16 protein-coding genes are annotated in these 16,503 nt (G+C 44.7%); 2 read left to right on the top strand and 14 right to left on the bottom strand.

The window, feature by feature from the left end; genetic code table 11:
* Positions 1-14: 14 nt before the first annotated feature.
* Positions 15-1,148, top strand: coding sequence for an aminotransferase class I/II-fold pyridoxal phosphate-dependent enzyme (locus ACHKAR_RS19625; protein ID WP_159581569.1), 1,134 nt, complete (start codon positions 15-17; stop codon positions 1,146-1,148).
* Here the strand turns inward: ACHKAR_RS19625 and ACHKAR_RS19620 are convergent.
* From ACHKAR_RS19620 to ACHKAR_RS19605, 4 genes are read right to left on the bottom strand one after another with little or no spacing between them, the layout of a single operon-like run.
* Positions 1,130-2,239: a nucleotide sugar dehydrogenase gene (locus tag ACHKAR_RS19620; RefSeq protein ID WP_159581567.1), complete on the bottom strand. Its 1,110-nt coding sequence runs from the start codon at positions 2,237-2,239 to the stop codon at positions 1,130-1,132. The two genes, ACHKAR_RS19625 and ACHKAR_RS19620, sit on opposite strands and share 19 nt — an antisense overlap.
* Before the next feature lie 3 nt (positions 2,240-2,242).
* Entirely contained in the window at positions 2,243-3,223 is a 981-nt protein-coding gene (locus ACHKAR_RS19615; protein WP_395419078.1) for an NAD-dependent epimerase/dehydratase family protein, read from the bottom strand.
* Between the two features lie 28 nt (positions 3,224-3,251).
* Complete coding sequence (locus ACHKAR_RS19610; protein WP_395419077.1) at positions 3,252-4,280, bottom strand: hypothetical protein; 1,029 nt, start codon at positions 4,278-4,280, stop codon at positions 3,252-3,254.
* Entirely contained in the window at positions 4,280-5,233 is a 954-nt protein-coding gene (locus ACHKAR_RS19605) for a hypothetical protein (protein ID WP_395419076.1), read from the bottom strand. The genes ACHKAR_RS19610 and ACHKAR_RS19605 overlap by 1 nt, the downstream gene beginning before the upstream one ends.
* A 164-nt stretch (positions 5,234-5,397) precedes the next feature.
* Here ACHKAR_RS19605 and ACHKAR_RS19600 point away from each other — a divergent pair, with 164 nt between their 5' ends.
* Positions 5,398-6,255 (top strand): hypothetical protein, encoded by an 858-nt coding sequence (locus tag ACHKAR_RS19600; protein WP_395419075.1) that lies wholly within the window; start codon positions 5,398-5,400, stop codon positions 6,253-6,255.
* Here the strand turns inward: ACHKAR_RS19600 and ACHKAR_RS19595 are convergent.
* The 10 genes from ACHKAR_RS19595 to ACHKAR_RS19550 are packed head-to-tail and all read right to left on the bottom strand — an operon-like array spanning position 6,227 to position 16,490.
* On the bottom strand, positions 6,227-8,419 hold the full coding sequence (locus ACHKAR_RS19595) for a glycosyltransferase (RefSeq protein ID WP_395419074.1): 2,193 nt from the start codon (positions 8,417-8,419) through the stop codon (positions 6,227-6,229). The two genes, ACHKAR_RS19600 and ACHKAR_RS19595, sit on opposite strands and share 29 nt — an antisense overlap.
* Positions 8,385-9,032 (bottom strand): hypothetical protein, encoded by a 648-nt coding sequence (locus ACHKAR_RS19590; protein WP_159581555.1) that lies wholly within the window; start codon positions 9,030-9,032, stop codon positions 8,385-8,387. Before ACHKAR_RS19590 ends, ACHKAR_RS19595 begins: the two co-directional genes overlap by 35 nt.
* Positions 9,029-9,940 carry an SAM-dependent methyltransferase gene (locus ACHKAR_RS19585; RefSeq protein WP_159581553.1) on the bottom strand — a complete coding sequence of 304 codons (912 nt, stop codon included), beginning with the start codon at positions 9,938-9,940 and terminating at the stop codon, positions 9,029-9,031. The genes ACHKAR_RS19590 and ACHKAR_RS19585 overlap by 4 nt, the downstream gene beginning before the upstream one ends.
* Before the next feature lie 5 nt (positions 9,941-9,945).
* Complete coding sequence (locus ACHKAR_RS19580) at positions 9,946-10,812, bottom strand: phytanoyl-CoA dioxygenase family protein (RefSeq protein WP_395419073.1); 867 nt, start codon at positions 10,810-10,812, stop codon at positions 9,946-9,948.
* Positions 10,809-11,855, bottom strand: a complete 1,047-nt coding sequence (locus ACHKAR_RS19575) for a phytanoyl-CoA dioxygenase family protein (RefSeq protein ID WP_395419072.1) — start codon at positions 11,853-11,855, stop codon at positions 10,809-10,811. The genes ACHKAR_RS19580 and ACHKAR_RS19575 overlap by 4 nt, the downstream gene beginning before the upstream one ends.
* Positions 11,852-12,781 (bottom strand): phytanoyl-CoA dioxygenase family protein, encoded by a 930-nt coding sequence (locus ACHKAR_RS19570; RefSeq protein WP_395419071.1) that lies wholly within the window; start codon positions 12,779-12,781, stop codon positions 11,852-11,854. The genes ACHKAR_RS19575 and ACHKAR_RS19570 overlap by 4 nt, the downstream gene beginning before the upstream one ends.
* Complete coding sequence (locus ACHKAR_RS19565) at positions 12,769-13,743, bottom strand: phytanoyl-CoA dioxygenase family protein (RefSeq protein WP_395419070.1); 975 nt, start codon at positions 13,741-13,743, stop codon at positions 12,769-12,771. The genes ACHKAR_RS19570 and ACHKAR_RS19565 overlap by 13 nt, the downstream gene beginning before the upstream one ends.
* A gap of 1 nt (position 13,744) precedes the next feature.
* Positions 13,745-14,587 (bottom strand): phytanoyl-CoA dioxygenase family protein, encoded by an 843-nt coding sequence (locus ACHKAR_RS19560; protein WP_395419069.1) that lies wholly within the window; start codon positions 14,585-14,587, stop codon positions 13,745-13,747.
* Positions 14,572-15,678 (bottom strand): ABC transporter ATP-binding protein, encoded by a 1,107-nt coding sequence (locus tag ACHKAR_RS19555; protein WP_395419068.1) that lies wholly within the window; start codon positions 15,676-15,678, stop codon positions 14,572-14,574. The genes ACHKAR_RS19560 and ACHKAR_RS19555 overlap by 16 nt, the downstream gene beginning before the upstream one ends.
* Entirely contained in the window at positions 15,678-16,490 is an 813-nt protein-coding gene (locus ACHKAR_RS19550; RefSeq protein ID WP_159581539.1) for an ABC transporter permease, read from the bottom strand. Before ACHKAR_RS19550 ends, ACHKAR_RS19555 begins: the two co-directional genes overlap by 1 nt.
* Positions 16,491-16,503: the final 13 nt, after the last annotated feature.

The raw sequence follows: 16,503 nt of genomic DNA, 5'->3' as shown, positions 1-16,503 counted from the left end.
TTTATCAATGGTATATGATTTTCGAGGTTCCTTTCGTATCCGGTCCGCCGACCGATCTGCAAAATAAGTATATAAATGAAGTAGTAAGTGCGTCTGATAGTTTTTGGAAGAAAAGTCTTACAAGGAGGTGCGAAGGTTGGTTTTTCAATCACCTTGGAGGTGAGCGCTACTTTGTGGACTCCTGTACCACAGCGCTTGGGGCCTGTGCCATTCTTCTCAATCTCAGACCAGGGGACGAGATCATATTCCCCTCATTTACACACGTGTCCACAGTGGTGCCTTTTGTAATACAGGGAGCGGCTCCAGTTTTTGTAGATGTGGAGGGCAGCCATTTTTGCATTGATGCGGATAAAGTATCAGAGGCCATTACGGATCGTACGAGAGCCGTGGTGGCTGTCAATTATGGGGGATGGGCCCCCGACTATGTAAAACTGCGCGAACTTTGTAGGCAACACCAACTGAAGCTCATAGAAGACAATGCCCATGGAATGGGCGCAGTTCATCAGGGTTGTAGGCTGGGTACATTCGGCGATTATGCTGCATTTAGTTTTGAGAAACAAAAAAACATTACCTGTCATGAAGGAGGTCTACTGCTTATCAACGGAGAGGATTCGTTAGAGCAGGTAGAAAAGCTCATGAATTTGGGCACCAATAGACTGGATTTTGATCGGAACAAAACTTCTCACTACGAGTGGGTTGGACTGGGATTGAAAGCAAGCTTCACTGAGCTACAGGCCGCCATTTTACTTCCTCAACTGGAAGATCTCGAGCGAATTACTTCAGACCGAAGATCCGCTTGGCGGAGGTATCATGATCAATTGGTGCCTTATGCGGATAAGGGATTTTTTTCGGTACCTCCTGTTTTGAAAGAAGGAGACAACGCGCATTTATTTTACCTGATACTAGATGATCAATCCATCAGAGATCAGCTGCGTGCCTATCTGAACGCACAGAGTATAGAAGCACAATTCCATTACTTCCCGTTGCATCGATCTGTATTTGGTAGTAAGGTTGGCCGGTTTGTTGGTGATGATCATCACACCTCTATCGCCGGGATGCATCTCCTGAGACTACCTCTATTTACTGGAATATCGCCTGATCAGCTGGATAGGGTGGTGGCTGCTGTGATTCAGTTTTTCACCTCATAACGAAACACATTCCCGTAGGTACTCTTGAGGGTCTGAACCACTTTAGATGAACCACATACCTTGATTAATCTCCCTTCTTTGGCCAAAGCCAAGGCGATTTTGAGCTGCTGTGATTCCTGAAGAATATCTGTGCCTGGTTTGTAGGTGACGTGATCAAAGTATATTTCTTCCTGCTGACTGGTGGTTTGAAGTAACTGAGCGATTTGAAAGTCTGTATGCTGTTCATTGGCGCGTTCCGTGGCTTCACTGATCTGCAGCGTATATCCAGCCTCTCGTGCAAAATAATTAAGTGCCCGATTGTCTCTGGGGAAACATGGCCCGCCAAATCCATACCCGTAGCTGAGGTATTTATGACCCACTCGGGAGTCAGAGCCTATGGCTCCCAGTATGGCTTTTTGATCAGCACCTGATTGGCTGGCCAGGTCACCTATGGCATTGGCAAAGGCAATTTTGGCTGTTAGGAAGCAGTTGGTTGCGAGCTTGGTGATCTCAGCACTAATAAGGCTCATATGATGTGCTTGCGGATGATTTAGCGCTATCTGACTCATTATGACTTCTGTTTTCAGTGCATAGGTCATATCTGATGCTCCAAAAAGCAACATATCCGGGTGTTGGAGGTTTTTTACTATGGTGCCCTGTGCGATAAATGCCGGACTATATACGAGATGATAATTGAGTGCCTTGAGTCGCTCCTCTATGGTTTGATTAAAGCCAGGTAAAGTGGTACACCCCACCACAAGGGTCACAGGATGCTTGCGTTCACCCTGGTTCATGATAGCCTCCAGTACCCCCTTTAGAATGGAATGATCATATCCCTGGTCATTTTCAGGAGTGGGTACATAAATAAAGATCAATTCATGATCCTCTGTGAGACACTCCTTGAGGTCTGAAGAAAACCGGAGGTGTTTACTGGTTCTCAAGAGTTCGTTTACTTCAGGCTCAGGGCTGTCAAACGATTTGGTCTGAAGAGCTTCCAGGTAGCGCTGATTCTGCTCTATGGCCGTTACGGAGTAGCCTTTTTGTTCTAAAAGTAATGCCACGCACAGCCCTAGTCTCCCGGGACCTATTAATCCTATACTATTATTAGCCATTCTTTATTTTGTTTGCAAGGCCTCTTGTACCTGGTGGTTGATCCAGTGAAAGGTTTTTTCGAGGCCTTCCTGAAGAGAGGTTTCAGGTTGCCATCCCAGGTCGCTGCGTACTTTGAGGTTGTGCGAGGATCTTCCCCTTACACCCATGGGGCCTTCTATATGTTCAAATTTCAAATCCTTTCCTGAAATCTCCATGGCCATTTTGGCCAGGTTATTGATGGAAATCAACTCTTCGGAACCAATGTTGTATGGGCCATGAAAGTTCGAATCCATAAGCTTTTGGACACCATCCAGGCAGTCATCAATATACAAAAATGTACGAGTCTGGTTTCCATCACCCCAGATTTCGATGGTACCCGGGTTGGTAGCTTCGGCTACTTTTCTGCAGATGGCTGATGGCGCTTTCTCTTTACCATTATTCCAGGCACCAAACGGGCCATATACATTATGAAACCTGGCCACTTTTACATCGATACCGTAATTTTTCTGATAAGAAAAATACAAGCGTTCGCTGAATAATTTTTCCCACCCGTACTCACTATCAGGATCGGCTGGATAGGCCGAAGATTCTTCACAGTATGGATTTAAAGCATCTAGCTGATTATGTTGAGGATAGATGCAGGCAGAGGATGAATAGAAGATTTTCTTACAGTCAAAGGTTACACAGCATTTGAGAATGTTGATGTTGATCAGAGCGCTGTTGGTGATGATGTCAGCATCAGAGTCACCAGTGAATATGTACCCGGCACCCCCCATGTCTGCTGCCAGTTGATAGATTTCATCAAATGGGCCGTTTTTCATTATTTCTATGCATTTGGAGTAGTCCCTCAAGTCACCCTGAATAAACTCAAAGTTGATGCTCTCCTGATGCATGGGATTTGAAATGTCTACTGAAAGTACCTTGTGTCCCTCGTTTACCAGCTTTTTGATCAGGTGTGTCCCGATAAAACCACTTCCTCCACAAACAAGTATGTATTTACGCATGTTCAAATATCTATTTTACAACTCCTGGTTATCCAGTTATTGTGGTGTCATTCAGCGTCCTGCCCAGCAGACCCCAGTCTGGCCCATTGATTGGTAATACCACTTGCTCTCTAAGCATATGTTCGCAAGCGGCTTTGGCAGTATTCCAGTCCAGCATGGGCATTTGAATGTCAAACTTTATTTTTTGCATGGGATCCTGTAGTTCCCAGCCAGCTCGGTGGCTAATGTGAAAAATACACAGTTCAGGTGCAAGTATTTTTTGATGAATACCCTGTCCCAGGGCGGCAAAAAGGGCCAGGCTGTCGATATGAATTGAATAGGCATCCAATTCGAAATAGCCATTGATCTTTTCCCAGTCTTCGCGATGCATGAGGGTAAAGTCTCCGCAAGCCCAGGTGTCTGCACTTTCGATGGTGGTTTTTAGTCTGGACTCGGAGAACCTTTTAATGAGCGCAATACCCCACACCATTCCCAGTGTTAAAATATTGTGGTACCACCACTTACTCTGGCCATTGAAATTGGGGTAGAGCCGATTTTTCCCGAGTCTTTGTATGATGTTTTTTCTGGCAAACTTCAGCAGAACCGGGATCTCAGCACTGTAGTCAATCTCTTTCGGAATGTCACACCGGTTGCACCGATAGTAGGTACCTTTTTTTAACTTTTTTGAAGCCAAAAAATGAACCAGTTTGCTGGAAAAAAGCAGGTCCACATTGGTGCATAAAATGAATGGGGCTTTGGCACGTCTTATCCCAACGTTTTTGGCAATCATCTGAAAGAGGGGGAGATGACTGGAGGTTTTATACTGAGCGTGTATTTCGTAGGGTACGGTAATGATTCGTAGTATGATGTTACCATTGGAAGGTGGCTTTGGCAATATAGCCGAGAGTCCGGGTCGGTCGGAGGGTGGGTTCCACTCCACAATGATGATTTCAGTTGGTAAATGATACTGACTCAGCTGGTGATATAAACCGCGTAAAAACACCTCCATGCGATTGGTAAGATCCCCTCCATGATTGTCATTACGGCTGGCTGCAACAATAGATAAATACGGATTCATTAGATACTATCTTCTGGGTAGCTGATCTTCGGGTTTCCCCATTGATCGGTGGTGTCTACTATTGGAGTGCGGGTAGCGAGGTACTCGCTGATTTGGTTCTGCAAAATAGACCACATTTGATTCATTTCCTGACTGGGAGATGAAAAATTATGCCGCCTTTCATGGCTTTGGTGCAGGACGGCTATTGGTAGTTCTTGTAAGTTTATTTGGTGACTCAGTGCCTTGACCAGCCATAGGGAATCAACATGAGTACTGATGGGAGTGTGTTCTCTAAACCCCTGAATGCGATGCCAGACATCCCGATGTGCCAATGTGAAGTCACCAGATGCTGTAAAATGGTGTTTGAGCAAGAATTGCTCACTAGGTGTCAGGAGAAATGGGAGGTACGAATAGACCGCTCTCCTGGCACCAAGATAGGTAGGGAGGAGTGCAGAATATAGCCCATGAGGAATCATAAGGGGGCGATAAAAAATCCCACCTTTCACGCAGTATTCATCTGCCGTGTTTATCAGTGCAGCTTCGGTGTTGTATCTCCTGGAGACGTTGAGCCTGTCGGCTCGATAAATAGTATTGCTTTGCTTAATCCATTGATGAAAAGAGTAGAAAAACAGTTCCGGAAGTAAAATATCTGCATTGGTTATCAGAAAGTATTGTCCACGTGCCCGCCTGATCCCAATGTTTTTTGCAGGGAATTCAAGAAAGGCATCGGATGCTGACCGTACCGTAATGACCCTGGAGTTCCAATAATCGGAAGTGGGCCAGATGTCCAGTGATGAGATGCATTTTTGATTTTCTTCAGGGTGATAATTGATAAAAACCAATTCAGTCTGGATGTGATGTTTTGCTGCAAGTTGGGCATTCCATAAAAGGCTTCGCTTCAGTCGGTCAATGAAGTCATCGCCGTATCGGTCATTTCTGCCGCAAAGTATAATGCTAAGTGTAGGTTGTTTCACAAATGGTAAATAAGAAATGCTTGCATGACCAATGGAGGTATGCGGACGGATAAAGATACTTATGATTTGGGGTATCCTGTCAAACCGGAATACAGTTTTGAGTCCAGCCGGATGAATAAAATCAGGGCATGCAGTTTTTGATTTTCCTTCATTAGTTTAGCGATATGTGGAGGGGTAGCCTGTTTTTTATAGTGTTGTTGACTTGTCAGTGGGCATGTGAACCTGGTGAAAATGAACGCAAGGGAACGATCTCCGCACTTCATCTCGATCCACTGTTATTTGATCGGATGAAGGAGTCTGATCAGGTCAATGTGGTGAGAAGGCACTTATCACTTTATGCTCACAGAGCACTGGATCCTACGGCTGAGATTGCCTTTGATGAGCGATTTCCTGACTGGAGACAGCGTTTACCATCGGATCTTCTGTTGCAAATGGATACGACCATCTATCATATTTCATGCGGCCGGTTAAGCTACCTTCTCCGGGATGTTTATCGGGAGCTGGGCTTCCAATCTGCCACCTATAATTTTGGAATTGAGCATACGCCATTCACTCACGAACTTACGCTGGTGGAACTCTCCGATGGGCTTGTTTCAGTTCAGGATGCACATTATAATTCGGCACTTTTTGAAGGAGATTCTCTCGGTGATTTTTTTCAGTTTCTTCAGGCCATGGCAGGTGGGAGAACCCATGATTTTTATTTTATAAATGACACATCCTGGGCTAACTTATATTTACCTGAAGCCTACCTGGATTCAGGGTATGAATTTTGCAATCCTGCTTATGTATCCGGCCCACTTCAGCCCACTCTGAATGCTTCATGGTACAGGCGTGATTACATGGTGAACCTCCAGGTGAATCTTCAGGATAGCTGCTATGGTTTTATGACCAACCTGAACATGCAGCGGACTGATGGGTTTGATTTTGAGGATTTGTTTCTTACCAGAATCTCGAGTATTTCAGGGTACCCGGAATGGGAACAGCGGGTGGATACTATCCTTGCTTCAGCCCAAAGTGATTGATCATTTCAGTGATTATCCGCATGTGATCGGTAATCAAAGGATTACTGCGAATGCTTTCTGAGGCATTTTTCCCAAGCTTTTTACTTAATTCTACAGATTTCAAACATCTGATGGTTTGTTCGGCCATCCGAGCGATTTCCAGTTCTGGTATTAAAAGCCCGTTTTGCTCATGGCTGATGAGTTCGGCTATTCCCGCATGGGCTGTGCTGATAACCGGGAGACCGCAAGCCATGGCTTCCATGATGGCTACCGGTGTGCCTTCTTTGTCGTGGTTCAGAGGAGTGGTGATGCTGTGCTGTAGAAATACCCGGCTGTTTTTCATTTCCTCATAAACTTCCATTGGAGATCTTGCGCCCGGGAAACTCACCCTATGATCGATCTGTAGGGCCTTGGTCAGTGATATGGAGGCTTCCAGCAGCTCACCGTCACCGATCATGGTCAGATGTGCATTGGGAACCTCCTCCAACACTTGCTTAAAGGCTAATATGGTCAGATGCGGAGCCTTGGTATCTGCAAACCTTCCTACACTTAGGAGGTTAGGTTGGTTCGAAGAATGATCTACATAGGTGAAGCGGGTGAGATCGACATATGCGGGCAGGTACTTTAACTTTTGCACCGGAGCACCCATTTCATCGAGTTTTTTGATCACCTCCTGACTGCTACCTATGAGCAAATGGGCATGATTGAAGACATCTAAATAACCCGTTAGGTGCGCTTCTAATTGGTCTTTGTGGTGAACGTCGTATGCATGAAAATAGGCAGCCATGGGAACTCCAGCAGCTCTGCAAATCGGGAGCATGCTGACTGCCATGGGGCCAAAATGAGCCAGTACCAGTCTCGATCTGGTCTTGTTTAGTCTTTGCACGATGGCATCCTGTAACTGCCGCTTGCTGTTGATGGAGCTTTTGGATTTAATTAATGGTTGACCAAATTCATCAAAAACAGGTGGGTAGCCACCGTAGAGGAAGTCTACCCCATATGGCAACTGATTCTTGTATTCATGGATGTATGTTTCAGAATACTTGTTAAGATTCAAATTAGCAATAGTGATGCTACCCAGTTGGTCAGACTTCATTTGGTTGGTTTTATTGATTAGGTCTTGCTCATAATATTCACGGCGGGCTTGTTTTTCTGATTGACGTAAAACGAATCTTCTAAAGTAATAGATACCGTAATTGACGATGACGGAACCTATTTGATACAGCTTGCTTAGTCCTTTTCGGAGTTCGTGGCTCTGACCCACAGGGAAAAGGATCATATGGATCATCAGCAAGAGCACATAGGCTGAGCCATGAGTAAAGATAAGCACGACAGTCAGTCCTCCTCCTAATAGCTTGCGGTAAAATGAATCAGGTACATTTTCCACAAAACAATACCGTGATTTCTGTTTGAGCGTAAAGGCCAGCAGTACCAAGCCGGTCGATATACTAATGAACAAGTTGGAAGCGAAGAATAGTACCGATGTGAACAGAAGTAATTCTATCAACATCGTGTACCAAAGGAATCTACGAATCCGGTGGGCACTGTACTGAGTAGCCAGTGTGTGATAATTCAAAAGATCATGTGGTCGGTCTTCTACCAGATGGTTGATGAGCAAACGAATGCCCAGTGTCAGCTGCCATGATACAAGGGCAGCCATATGGAGGAAGGAAAATTCAGCATGAGTAATGAGCAGAAAGGTATGGGTGGCCAGGATTACGGGCAATACATGGGCATATAGAGCGTCCAGAATAGGAGCCACCCAGATGTTTTTTTTGAGCCTGAATGGGGGCAAGGAGTAGATAATAAAGCAGACCAGTTCGCCAGTAAACAGAACCCAGCTAAGCCTGTCCATTGGAAAGAAATACCAAGGACCGATGGCGCAGCAAGTGAGGACAGTGATTGACAGAGCCACCTTCAGTTGGCTTGTATCAATAAAGAAGTTGGGTTTTCCGGCTTTTCCGTCTGACTGTCTGTCGGAAAAATCATTGATAAGATAGCCTATGCCCGCAATACCTACAATAGTGACCAATGACAAACCCAACCAGGGTGCCATTTCTGATAAGGGGGTCTGTTTTTTGATAAATACCATATACACACAGGCCAGAAGCACGGGTGCTTTGTATCTCCACGGGTGCGAGAGCCGGAGTTTATACCAAAAGTGACCCATATACCTTTTGCTCATAAGTGGACCAGAGCGGGCAGTTATGATAGAGTTCTTCTAATTGCCTCTGTGAGAAGCGTTTACCGAGGTTTCGGTCATATTCATTTGAATTTTCATGTGAACAGCTCATCTGTTTGATTTGGAGGGGTGTGAGGGTGTAAAATCTTCCGAGAAAACAGACCACATCTTCATTCAGCGATTCCTGTTTCCACCAGTGATCGATGGTTTCTGGTCGGTAGTATGCCAGTGCTTCGTCTGCATGATGAGTGTCGTATGATCCGGGATCAGATAAGCCACCGGAGACCATGTCCCGTTTTTCATGTTTGAAATATCCCTTAGAGAGCTCCTGAAGGTCGAATTCAAATCCTTCTTCTCGCTTCTTGAATTCACCAAAGCTCAAAATCCAGGCGGGCAGCCGGCGTATGGTCAGCACTTTAATCTTATTCGCGGTGATGTCATATCCACATTTTTCGGACCTCATCCAAAAAGGTTCATGCCGGCGGTAGTCTGACCACTCTCCACCCAGAGGATCTAACTGGATGTTTTCATCCCCTACCAGCGAAATCATCCGGTGCACGGAGTAGCCTCCGGTCTTGGCCATGTGGGTCCATACAAAGTCCGGTGTGATGATCATGAACGAATGTTTTTGTAAAAAAGGTTTTGTAGAAAGTAGCGATCCTTAGCTTCCTCCATATTGAAAGCCGGCTTGTAAAGTTTTACTTCCAGAAAGTCTACTGGAAAAATGTACCCATCAAAACTTTCAATCTTATAAATGCCTGTGAGTTCCTGGAATTTGTTGGAAATTGCCAGGTTTTCGAAGGCTTCAAGTTTTATGTCTATGGTTTTCACTAGCTTCAAAACGAACCCCATTTTTCTTGCCATGTCCAGAAACTGTGTAAGGTTTGATATCTCGTAGTGGTATTGTTGATTGATTTTAGCAATCTCCCTATTGATGACCTTCTGATCTTTTCGGCTGTCTGTCACCCGGCAAAAAAGATCCTTGATGTATACTTCCCCACCTGGCTTGAGTGCATCCCAAACACTTTTGAGAAGTTCCTTCTTTTTGGTGGAGTGTCCGAATGATTCCAGAAAGTAGATCCGGTCAAATTGGCTATTACCAAAGTACTCCTGAATCCTGTGATAGTCCAGTTTGGTGAAGGTTACATTTCCGGTATTGAATTTACCTTTCAGGTTATTTGCATAGTCGATTTGTCGCTGTGAGATGCTGATGGCTTCTATCTGGGCACCACTTTTTTGAGCAAAATGAAGTGCTGGGCGGCCCACACCACATCCGGCATCCAGTACTTTCATTTCTGGAGATATTTGCATTGCTTCTAGCTCGTAGTCCAGAATCTCATCAATATCGCTTGTTCTAAACGCCTGAATAAGCTCTCCGTAAACTTCCAGAAAATCCTGATGGTGTTTGTTGTAAAACTCACCAACTCCTGCTGCATGATCTTTTGACCGGAGGTATGAATAGTATACCTCCCGAGCAATGTTTGCCGGAGAGTAGGTTTTGATGAGTTGGAAGAGATTGCTCATAGAGATTAATCAAACCAGGCCGCCAGTCTGTTCAGGACTGTAGGAGAGGGTAGGTGTTTTTTTATGTTTTGAATAAAGTTAGCCTCATTTATTTCTTCGTTTCTGAAGTCTTCGAGGTATTCAGGCTGTAGCCCATCGGGTATTTTGCCTTGCACCAGCTGGGTGATTCCGTTTAGGTAGGTGTCCTTGCTAAAATAAAACACACCTACTTTTTCATTGCTCAAACGATGGTAGTAGGTGAGACGGGCACCTTGTTCTACGAGGCGAGCTGTAGCCACTATTCGTGGCGTCCGACGGGTATTGGGGTGTGAACCGTGGAATACCTTATCTGAATAGATAATAACTTGACCTTCACTTACTTTCAGGTGTTTTACATAGGGCTTTATCGTTCGGTTCGGGATAATTCTCGGACAGGGCAAACTTCCAGATCGTCGGTTTTGGTAGAAATGATGACTTCCCGGCACCACAAAAAGACCCCCGTTCGTCTGATCTGTAGTTTGGAGCGGACACCAAATGAATGCTGTCTCGAACTGATCTTCCTCCACGATACTCCAATCCTGGTGTAAGGGCAGATAGTCTTCGCTACCCATAGGTTTTACCATATAAGTGCCTCCATAGACCGTAGCGTTTCGGATGTGACCCAGTGTTTTATGGAGGAAAACCTGCTGGAGGTGATTGTTGATGAGATCATTGGTTTGGTCGCTGTTGTTCCTGCTACTTTCGTACAGAGGCTCTTTGTCAAAGTCATGTACATGTTGGTAAAAAAAGTCTCGCTCTGCTTTGATTTCCAAAGGACTCAGGAGGTCAAGGATCACGTATCCATCTTTCTGATATTTTTGGGTCACCTGGGGGTCTTTGAAAAGGCTTTTCATTTCCACAAATTGGTCAATCGGTAACGCGCTTCACGGTAGATATTCAATGGGGTGTACATCTGAAAAAAGGTGCGAGTGTCCACGTACTGCTCCTCCGTTTCGGGTTCCTGAGAAGGCTCCTCAGCAGGCTCGTTTTGGCCAAAGTGATTTTGTAGATCCATGATATGGCCATTCGGAAGATTGCCATATTGCAGAATATCCTGCTCTACAGTTGATTGGTCTGGATATAGATGCTGGCTAACAGGCGAACTGCCCACCACTTTGCAGAGCTCAGGCAAGAGGCCGGCCCGGTACAATTCCATGAGGTCGTCATTGTTATACCGGAGAAAGAATGATTCCTCTACTTCCAGTTTAAGGAATTCCTTTGGGTTATCAGGGTTGAGGTAATAATGGTAAAGACCGGCTGATTTAGGGGTAATACCAATACCTACAGCTACCCGATGGAGATCGCTCTTATTGGGCATGGCCGCATGAATGGTTTTATTATTGAAAATAAGTGCCTCTCCTGCAGACACATTTTCAAAAGTTAAATGGGAAAAGATCAACAACTCCTTGTTCATGGATGGGGTAGGTACTGCCGGGGATGGCGATCCAATGATGTGATTTAGAAAACGATGACTCCCCTTAAGAAAGCCAAGTGTCCCGTTGGATTGGTCTATGTCATATAGGCTGATCCAGACAGTAGCTGAAGTATGATCGGTTTCATGATCTACAAAAGTCCAGTCCTGATGAGGAAGGGTGTACTTTACCTGATCGGGGGCTTTGATGAGGTATCCGCCAAGGTGAATTTTAAAATCTGTTAAATGGGCATCAAGCTGAGGGGCTACCTTCTCCCTTACAAAAGCCGTGATTAGCGCCTTCTTTTCTTCCTGCTCTTCCAACGACACGTACATGCCATAGTCACTATTGGCGATGATCTCTGATAATATGTGTTTATCAGCAAAGTGGCGAAGTTCCTCTACGAGTTCACCGTTCAATATTTGCACTTTGCAGTAGCCATTCCGGGCAAAATGATCCTCTATATCCTGATCAATAAATCTCATGATTGCTTATTTAAAAACTGTCTCAATCTTTCCTGTAGTATTTCAGAGCGGTATATTCCTCGTTCATGAAGCATGCTTTCTAAAGACTCCCAGTTGAGTTCAGGAAGATAGTAAGGTTCCGATTTTTTCAAGGTCCCATCTTTCAGGTTTCCATGCTGGTGGAGGAGCGTCTTCGTGAGAGTTTCGTTGTTGTGTACCACAAAAAAGTCATTTCCCACTTCATATTCGGTGATCTGATGCAGGTTTTGAGGATCTGAAAATTGGAAATGTAATATTGGCTCATTGGTTACCGAAAAGCTCATGCAAAAAGCATATCTCCGCTTGGGTTGATTATTTGGGAATGATCCGTGTATGGTCTTGTTGTTAAAAAAAACCACTTGTCCAGCTTTCATGGGTTCTATTTTGAGGTAAGACATTAGCTCAAGTTTGAACCGTTCTACGGGGGTTTTGGCATATGGAAAGGGGAACACTCTTTTATAGTCAAAAAGCTGGTGGCTACCCGGGATAAATGCCATGGCACCATTCTCTAGATCCACATCGTCCAGGGCTACCCAGCACATGATGGAGGCGTGTTGCTCTTCATGGGTGTAGCTCCAATCCTGATGCGCCGGTACCAGGCCACTATTGGCCTCTTTGATCATATACGAGGTGGAGTAGGGTTCCCGGTCGATTAAAATCTTGGCAGAGATTGGATGCATAAAGTCGATCAGGAAATGATGAATCTCTTTTCTGAGGCTAAGACTCTCGCTGTCCATGGCCACATTGAATCCATAACCTTTGGTGTCCGGCAGAGGGGTGCTTTCCACATGCCGTCTGATGTGGTTCAATTGTGCGTCTGACAATAAGTCAAATATGACATAACCATCCTGTTCGAATTTGGCTTGATATACAGGGTTCCTGAAAGGTTGTCTAACTACTTTTTCCATGAGATCCACTGCTTTATCCGTGCTGTGAGTGATGTTTTTTCTGTTGTTGGGTTGGTATGATGGTGTGATATGCACAATCCATTCCTTTGGAGTTGATTTTCCGCCAGATAAGTTTCTAAGGCACTGGATGGCATTGGGCTCCAGGTCGGTTTTTCACGGCTCAATACTCTATATCCTTTAGGGAGTTCATTTCTTTCGTACAGATCGTCGGCATGTTCAATGGTGTAGTCGTGGAAGAAGGCCTTGTCCACCGCCAACTTTATCAGGTCGTCCTCACCGGCTTCATTTCTCGCATAGAGATAATGCAATAGCGGAGCTGATGGGGGTGATAGTGTGAGTGCATAAGCTATGCGCGAATGCTGACTGGTGTTTGGAGTGGCCGCGTGTACGATTCTGTTGTCAAAAACAAAGGCTTCACCAGGCTGTATGTCTATGAAATCCAAATACTCGTATACCGTAAATTCATGTCCGGTGGTACCCGATTTCATGATGGTCACCGGGGTGCCTACAGGATGGGTGAATGTGGTCATACTGTTCCTGGCAAAGCCCAGGGTACTATTTTTTTGAGTAATAGGCATTAATGCTATCCAGACGGTGACAGATCGGTAATGATTGTGATCTACAAATGTCCAGTCCTGATGTGGGTATGTATAACCATTGGGGTCAGGATTTTTAATCAGGTACCCGCCCAGATGGGTTTTGTAGGGTTCAAAATACCGATCCAGTTGGTCCGAGATCAGTTGTTCTACCTGGTTTTCGATCTCCAGGCTTTTTTCAGTATCAAATTCTTCCAAAGTAACATAAAGGCCATATTGGGAGTTTTTCACCTCTTCACCTCGGATACTACTGTGATAAAGATCAAGTAGGCTTTGGGTCAGCGCTGGAGTAAGCAGGGGGATTTTCAGATAACCATGAGTGGTTAATCGCTCATCTAGTTTTTTGTCTTTGAAAATTGGATTCATTTTAGCCTCGTATTAGTGCTTGTACATCATCCTGAAGTTGAGGGTTGGCGTAGGGTCGGGTATGCAGCGTAGGTAATTCGGCGGTCTTTTCAGACCAAAATCCGGATTCAATTGTGAACTGGGTTGTGATCTTCTTAGCAATAGCCTGTTCACGGTGGGAGTCATACAGGTAGAGTAATGATTCGGCCTCCATAGGCTTTAGCACGGACTGTATGGCATAGCGTATTTGGTTACTTTGATTGGGCGTGGAAAAATGGATAGTCTTATGGTCAAAAATCACGCATTCACCTGCCTTTACCGGGAGTGGAATTCCTTTTTTGATCAGCTGATCATTATAGGTAGTGAATGAAAAGGGCATGTTGGGGCCCCTGTAGAGGTTGGTGATTTTGTGACTTCCCGGAATGAATGAAAGGCCACCATTTTGCTCATGGGTATCAATGAGTGGACACCATAGATTGAAAGCTGTGTAGATCGATTCATCTACCAGATTGAAATCCTGATGGCATTCCAGAAAACCATTGTTGGGGTATTTGATCATGAAGTTGCTGTAGAAGGTCTCATAGTCCACCAGAATATTACTCAATTTAGATTGTACCAACTGACCGATCAGGTTATTGACGGTTAGCTTGTGGTCAGCGTTATTATCAAAAATGGAAATGTAATAGCTCAGCTTTTCGGCAAATCCGATCACTGGTCTTGGCTGATGAAGTACTTCATCAGCAAATTTGACCAGGTGCTGCACCTCCTGATCCTCCAATAGTGGAAGCTTCACAAAGCCTGATTCCTCAAAGGAGTGTTGGATGTCTGCATTTAAAAATACTGGCGGTTTTATAGCTGCTTCCATTGAAAATTCGTTCTGATTTTCCCACTGAATAGATGTGATTGCGTATCTGATTCTGATTGAGACACACCCAGAAAAAAGAGATTTCTGAGCTGAAATACACGGCTTTCTATTTGGATGTAGAAAGATACGGTATATGTACCGGCATTAAGGAAACCTGATTCGACGAATGTGCTCAATTTTACGTTCTGTGGTTTTTTTTCGTGTATCCAACCTGCGGATGTGCTTGTGGATATAGAAAAAATAGGCAAGCCCGAATGGTCCTGTATGTGCATGGTCACGTTGAAAACTGAGAGGGGTTTCAGTATTTGAAATTCTGCTGCGAACCAGATCTCATTGGTGTTTGTAAGCCTTTGCTCCCCTTGTTCATTGGTGATGCTCAGCTGGCTAAAGGCCAGACTTGCGTGCTGCCATGGCAGTATCTTGTTTGGGTCGCTCCCCATGAGTTGATCTCTGAGGTACCTGTCCAAAACCTGAGGGCTATCAGACTGTTCTCTCACTTCCCCTTTCTTGAGCCAAATGAATCTGTTACAGTATCGTTCCAGCTCTGTGATGTTGTGGCTCACCAGCACGATGATTTTTCCTTTCTGGGAGAGGTTGATGATTGTTTCGAAGCATTTCTGCTGAAATTTGGTATCGCCTACGGCCAGGATCTCATCAAAGAGGTAGATATCTGCTTCCAGGGTGAGGGCTATCCCGAATGCCAGTCGCATATACATACCATCGCTATAGTGTTTTACCGGGTGGTTCATCCAGGGAGCGAGCTCCGTAAATTGGTTGAGCTCACCGATTCTGTTCTTTAGGTCTGGGCGACTGAGTCCAAGAAGTTCTCCTTTGAGGTAGTAATTTTCCTCCCCGGTGAGGTCTGGTTGTATGCCACTGCCTATTTCCAGTAGGCTGGAAAGCTGACCCACGTAGCGGACATCTCCAGCAGTAGGTGCCACAATACCTGATATGATTTTTAATAAAGTTGACTTACCGGAACCATTTTCACCAAGGATGCCCACAATATCTCCTGACAGTAGCTTGAAGCTGATGTTATTCAATACTTCCGAACGGTTGTAAGACTTAGATAAATGGTTTACCTCCAACATTAGATGTGATCTACTATTTTTTTATCAAAATTCTTAAACAAAACAATCCCGGGGAGCAACAGTACACCAATACATAAGGTGGGCGAAATAAGAGCCTCCAGAGGGAAAGGATCTCCGAATAGTACCCACCGATAGGTCATGGTTATGCCAGTCATAGGATTGGCATAGATGATTGTGGAGAGCAATTTGGGCGTGTTTTCGATGGTGTAGAAAATAGGAGTTAGCCAAATTCCAAAATTAACCAGATATGGGACGAGGTGCAGCAGATCCCTTTTTTTTACCGAAAGCTGACTAATCCAAATTGGGATAATCATGCTGATCAGTAGGTTTATGAGTACGATACAAGGAAGTAAAAGGATGTTCCAGGTGATTCCTGATTGGATGGCCAGGTAAGTAAGTAGAAGGACCAGGCCAAAGCCTAATTCTATGAGGCTCACGAAGCTTTTCGCTAGCAATAAAATGAACTTAGGGAAGGCGATTTTTCTAATTAACTCTTGCTCACTGAGTAGTACTCCGGAGGATTGGTGCAGGTTTTGGCTAAACATGTGCCAGGGAAGAATACCGGAGAGTACATAAAGTGCGTAAGGGTATTTGTCAAACTGAAAGTCGAAGACATATCTGAAGAAAATGGAATAGATGATCAGTGCTGTTAAGGGCTGTATGAATGCCCAAGTCCAGCCAAGTACGGATTGGGAATATTTGATTTTCAGGTCACGTCTTACCAGCGACCTTATGATATGTCGGTGTTTATAAATTTGTTTGAAGTATTCACGCGTTGTGTAATTTAGGGCAGTGATGCGTGTGGTATTCATATCATTTGTTCTT

The sequence above is a fragment of the Marinoscillum luteum genome, from assembly GCF_044005705.1.
Lineage (GTDB): Bacteria > Bacteroidota > Bacteroidia > Cytophagales > Cyclobacteriaceae > Marinoscillum > Marinoscillum luteum.
Note: the sequence above shows the minus strand (reverse complement) of the source record. Positions and strands in the feature narration are given on the sequence as shown.

Bases quoted from the DNA above. Each gene is read 5' to 3' on its own strand.
- ACHKAR_RS19625 (WP_159581569.1), top strand. From the start codon at position 15: ATGATTTTCGAGGTTCCTTTCGTATCCGGTCCGCCGACCGATCTGCAA.
- ACHKAR_RS19620 (WP_159581567.1), bottom strand. From the start codon at position 2,239: ATGGCTAATAATAGTATAGGATTAATAGGTCCCGGGAGACTAGGGCTG.
- ACHKAR_RS19615 (WP_395419078.1), bottom strand. From the start codon at position 3,223: ATGCGTAAATACATACTTGTTTGTGGAGGAAGTGGTTTTATCGGGACA.
- ACHKAR_RS19610 (WP_395419077.1), bottom strand. From the start codon at position 4,280: ATGAATCCGTATTTATCTATTGTTGCAGCCAGCCGTAATGACAATCAT.
- ACHKAR_RS19600 (WP_395419075.1), top strand. From the start codon at position 5,398: ATGTGGAGGGGTAGCCTGTTTTTTATAGTGTTGTTGACTTGTCAGTGG.
- ACHKAR_RS19595 (WP_395419074.1), bottom strand. From the start codon at position 8,419: ATGAGCAAAAGGTATATGGGTCACTTTTGGTATAAACTCCGGCTCTCG.
- ACHKAR_RS19590 (WP_159581555.1), bottom strand. From the start codon at position 9,032: ATGATCATCACACCGGACTTTGTATGGACCCACATGGCCAAGACCGGA.
- ACHKAR_RS19585 (WP_159581553.1), bottom strand. From the start codon at position 9,940: ATGAGCAATCTCTTCCAACTCATCAAAACCTACTCTCCGGCAAACATT.
- ACHKAR_RS19580 (WP_395419073.1), bottom strand. From the start codon at position 10,812: ATGAAAAGCCTTTTCAAAGACCCCCAGGTGACCCAAAAATATCAGAAA.
- ACHKAR_RS19575 (WP_395419072.1), bottom strand. From the start codon at position 11,855: ATGAGATTTATTGATCAGGATATAGAGGATCATTTTGCCCGGAATGGC.
- ACHKAR_RS19570 (WP_395419071.1), bottom strand. From the start codon at position 12,781: ATGGAAAAAGTAGTTAGACAACCTTTCAGGAACCCTGTATATCAAGCC.
- ACHKAR_RS19565 (WP_395419070.1), bottom strand. From the start codon at position 13,743: ATGAATCCAATTTTCAAAGACAAAAAACTAGATGAGCGATTAACCACT.
- ACHKAR_RS19560 (WP_395419069.1), bottom strand. From the start codon at position 14,587: ATGGAAGCAGCTATAAAACCGCCAGTATTTTTAAATGCAGACATCCAA.
- ACHKAR_RS19555 (WP_395419068.1), bottom strand. From the start codon at position 15,678: ATGTTGGAGGTAAACCATTTATCTAAGTCTTACAACCGTTCGGAAGTA.
- ACHKAR_RS19550 (WP_159581539.1), bottom strand. From the start codon at position 16,490: ATGAATACCACACGCATCACTGCCCTAAATTACACAACGCGTGAATAC.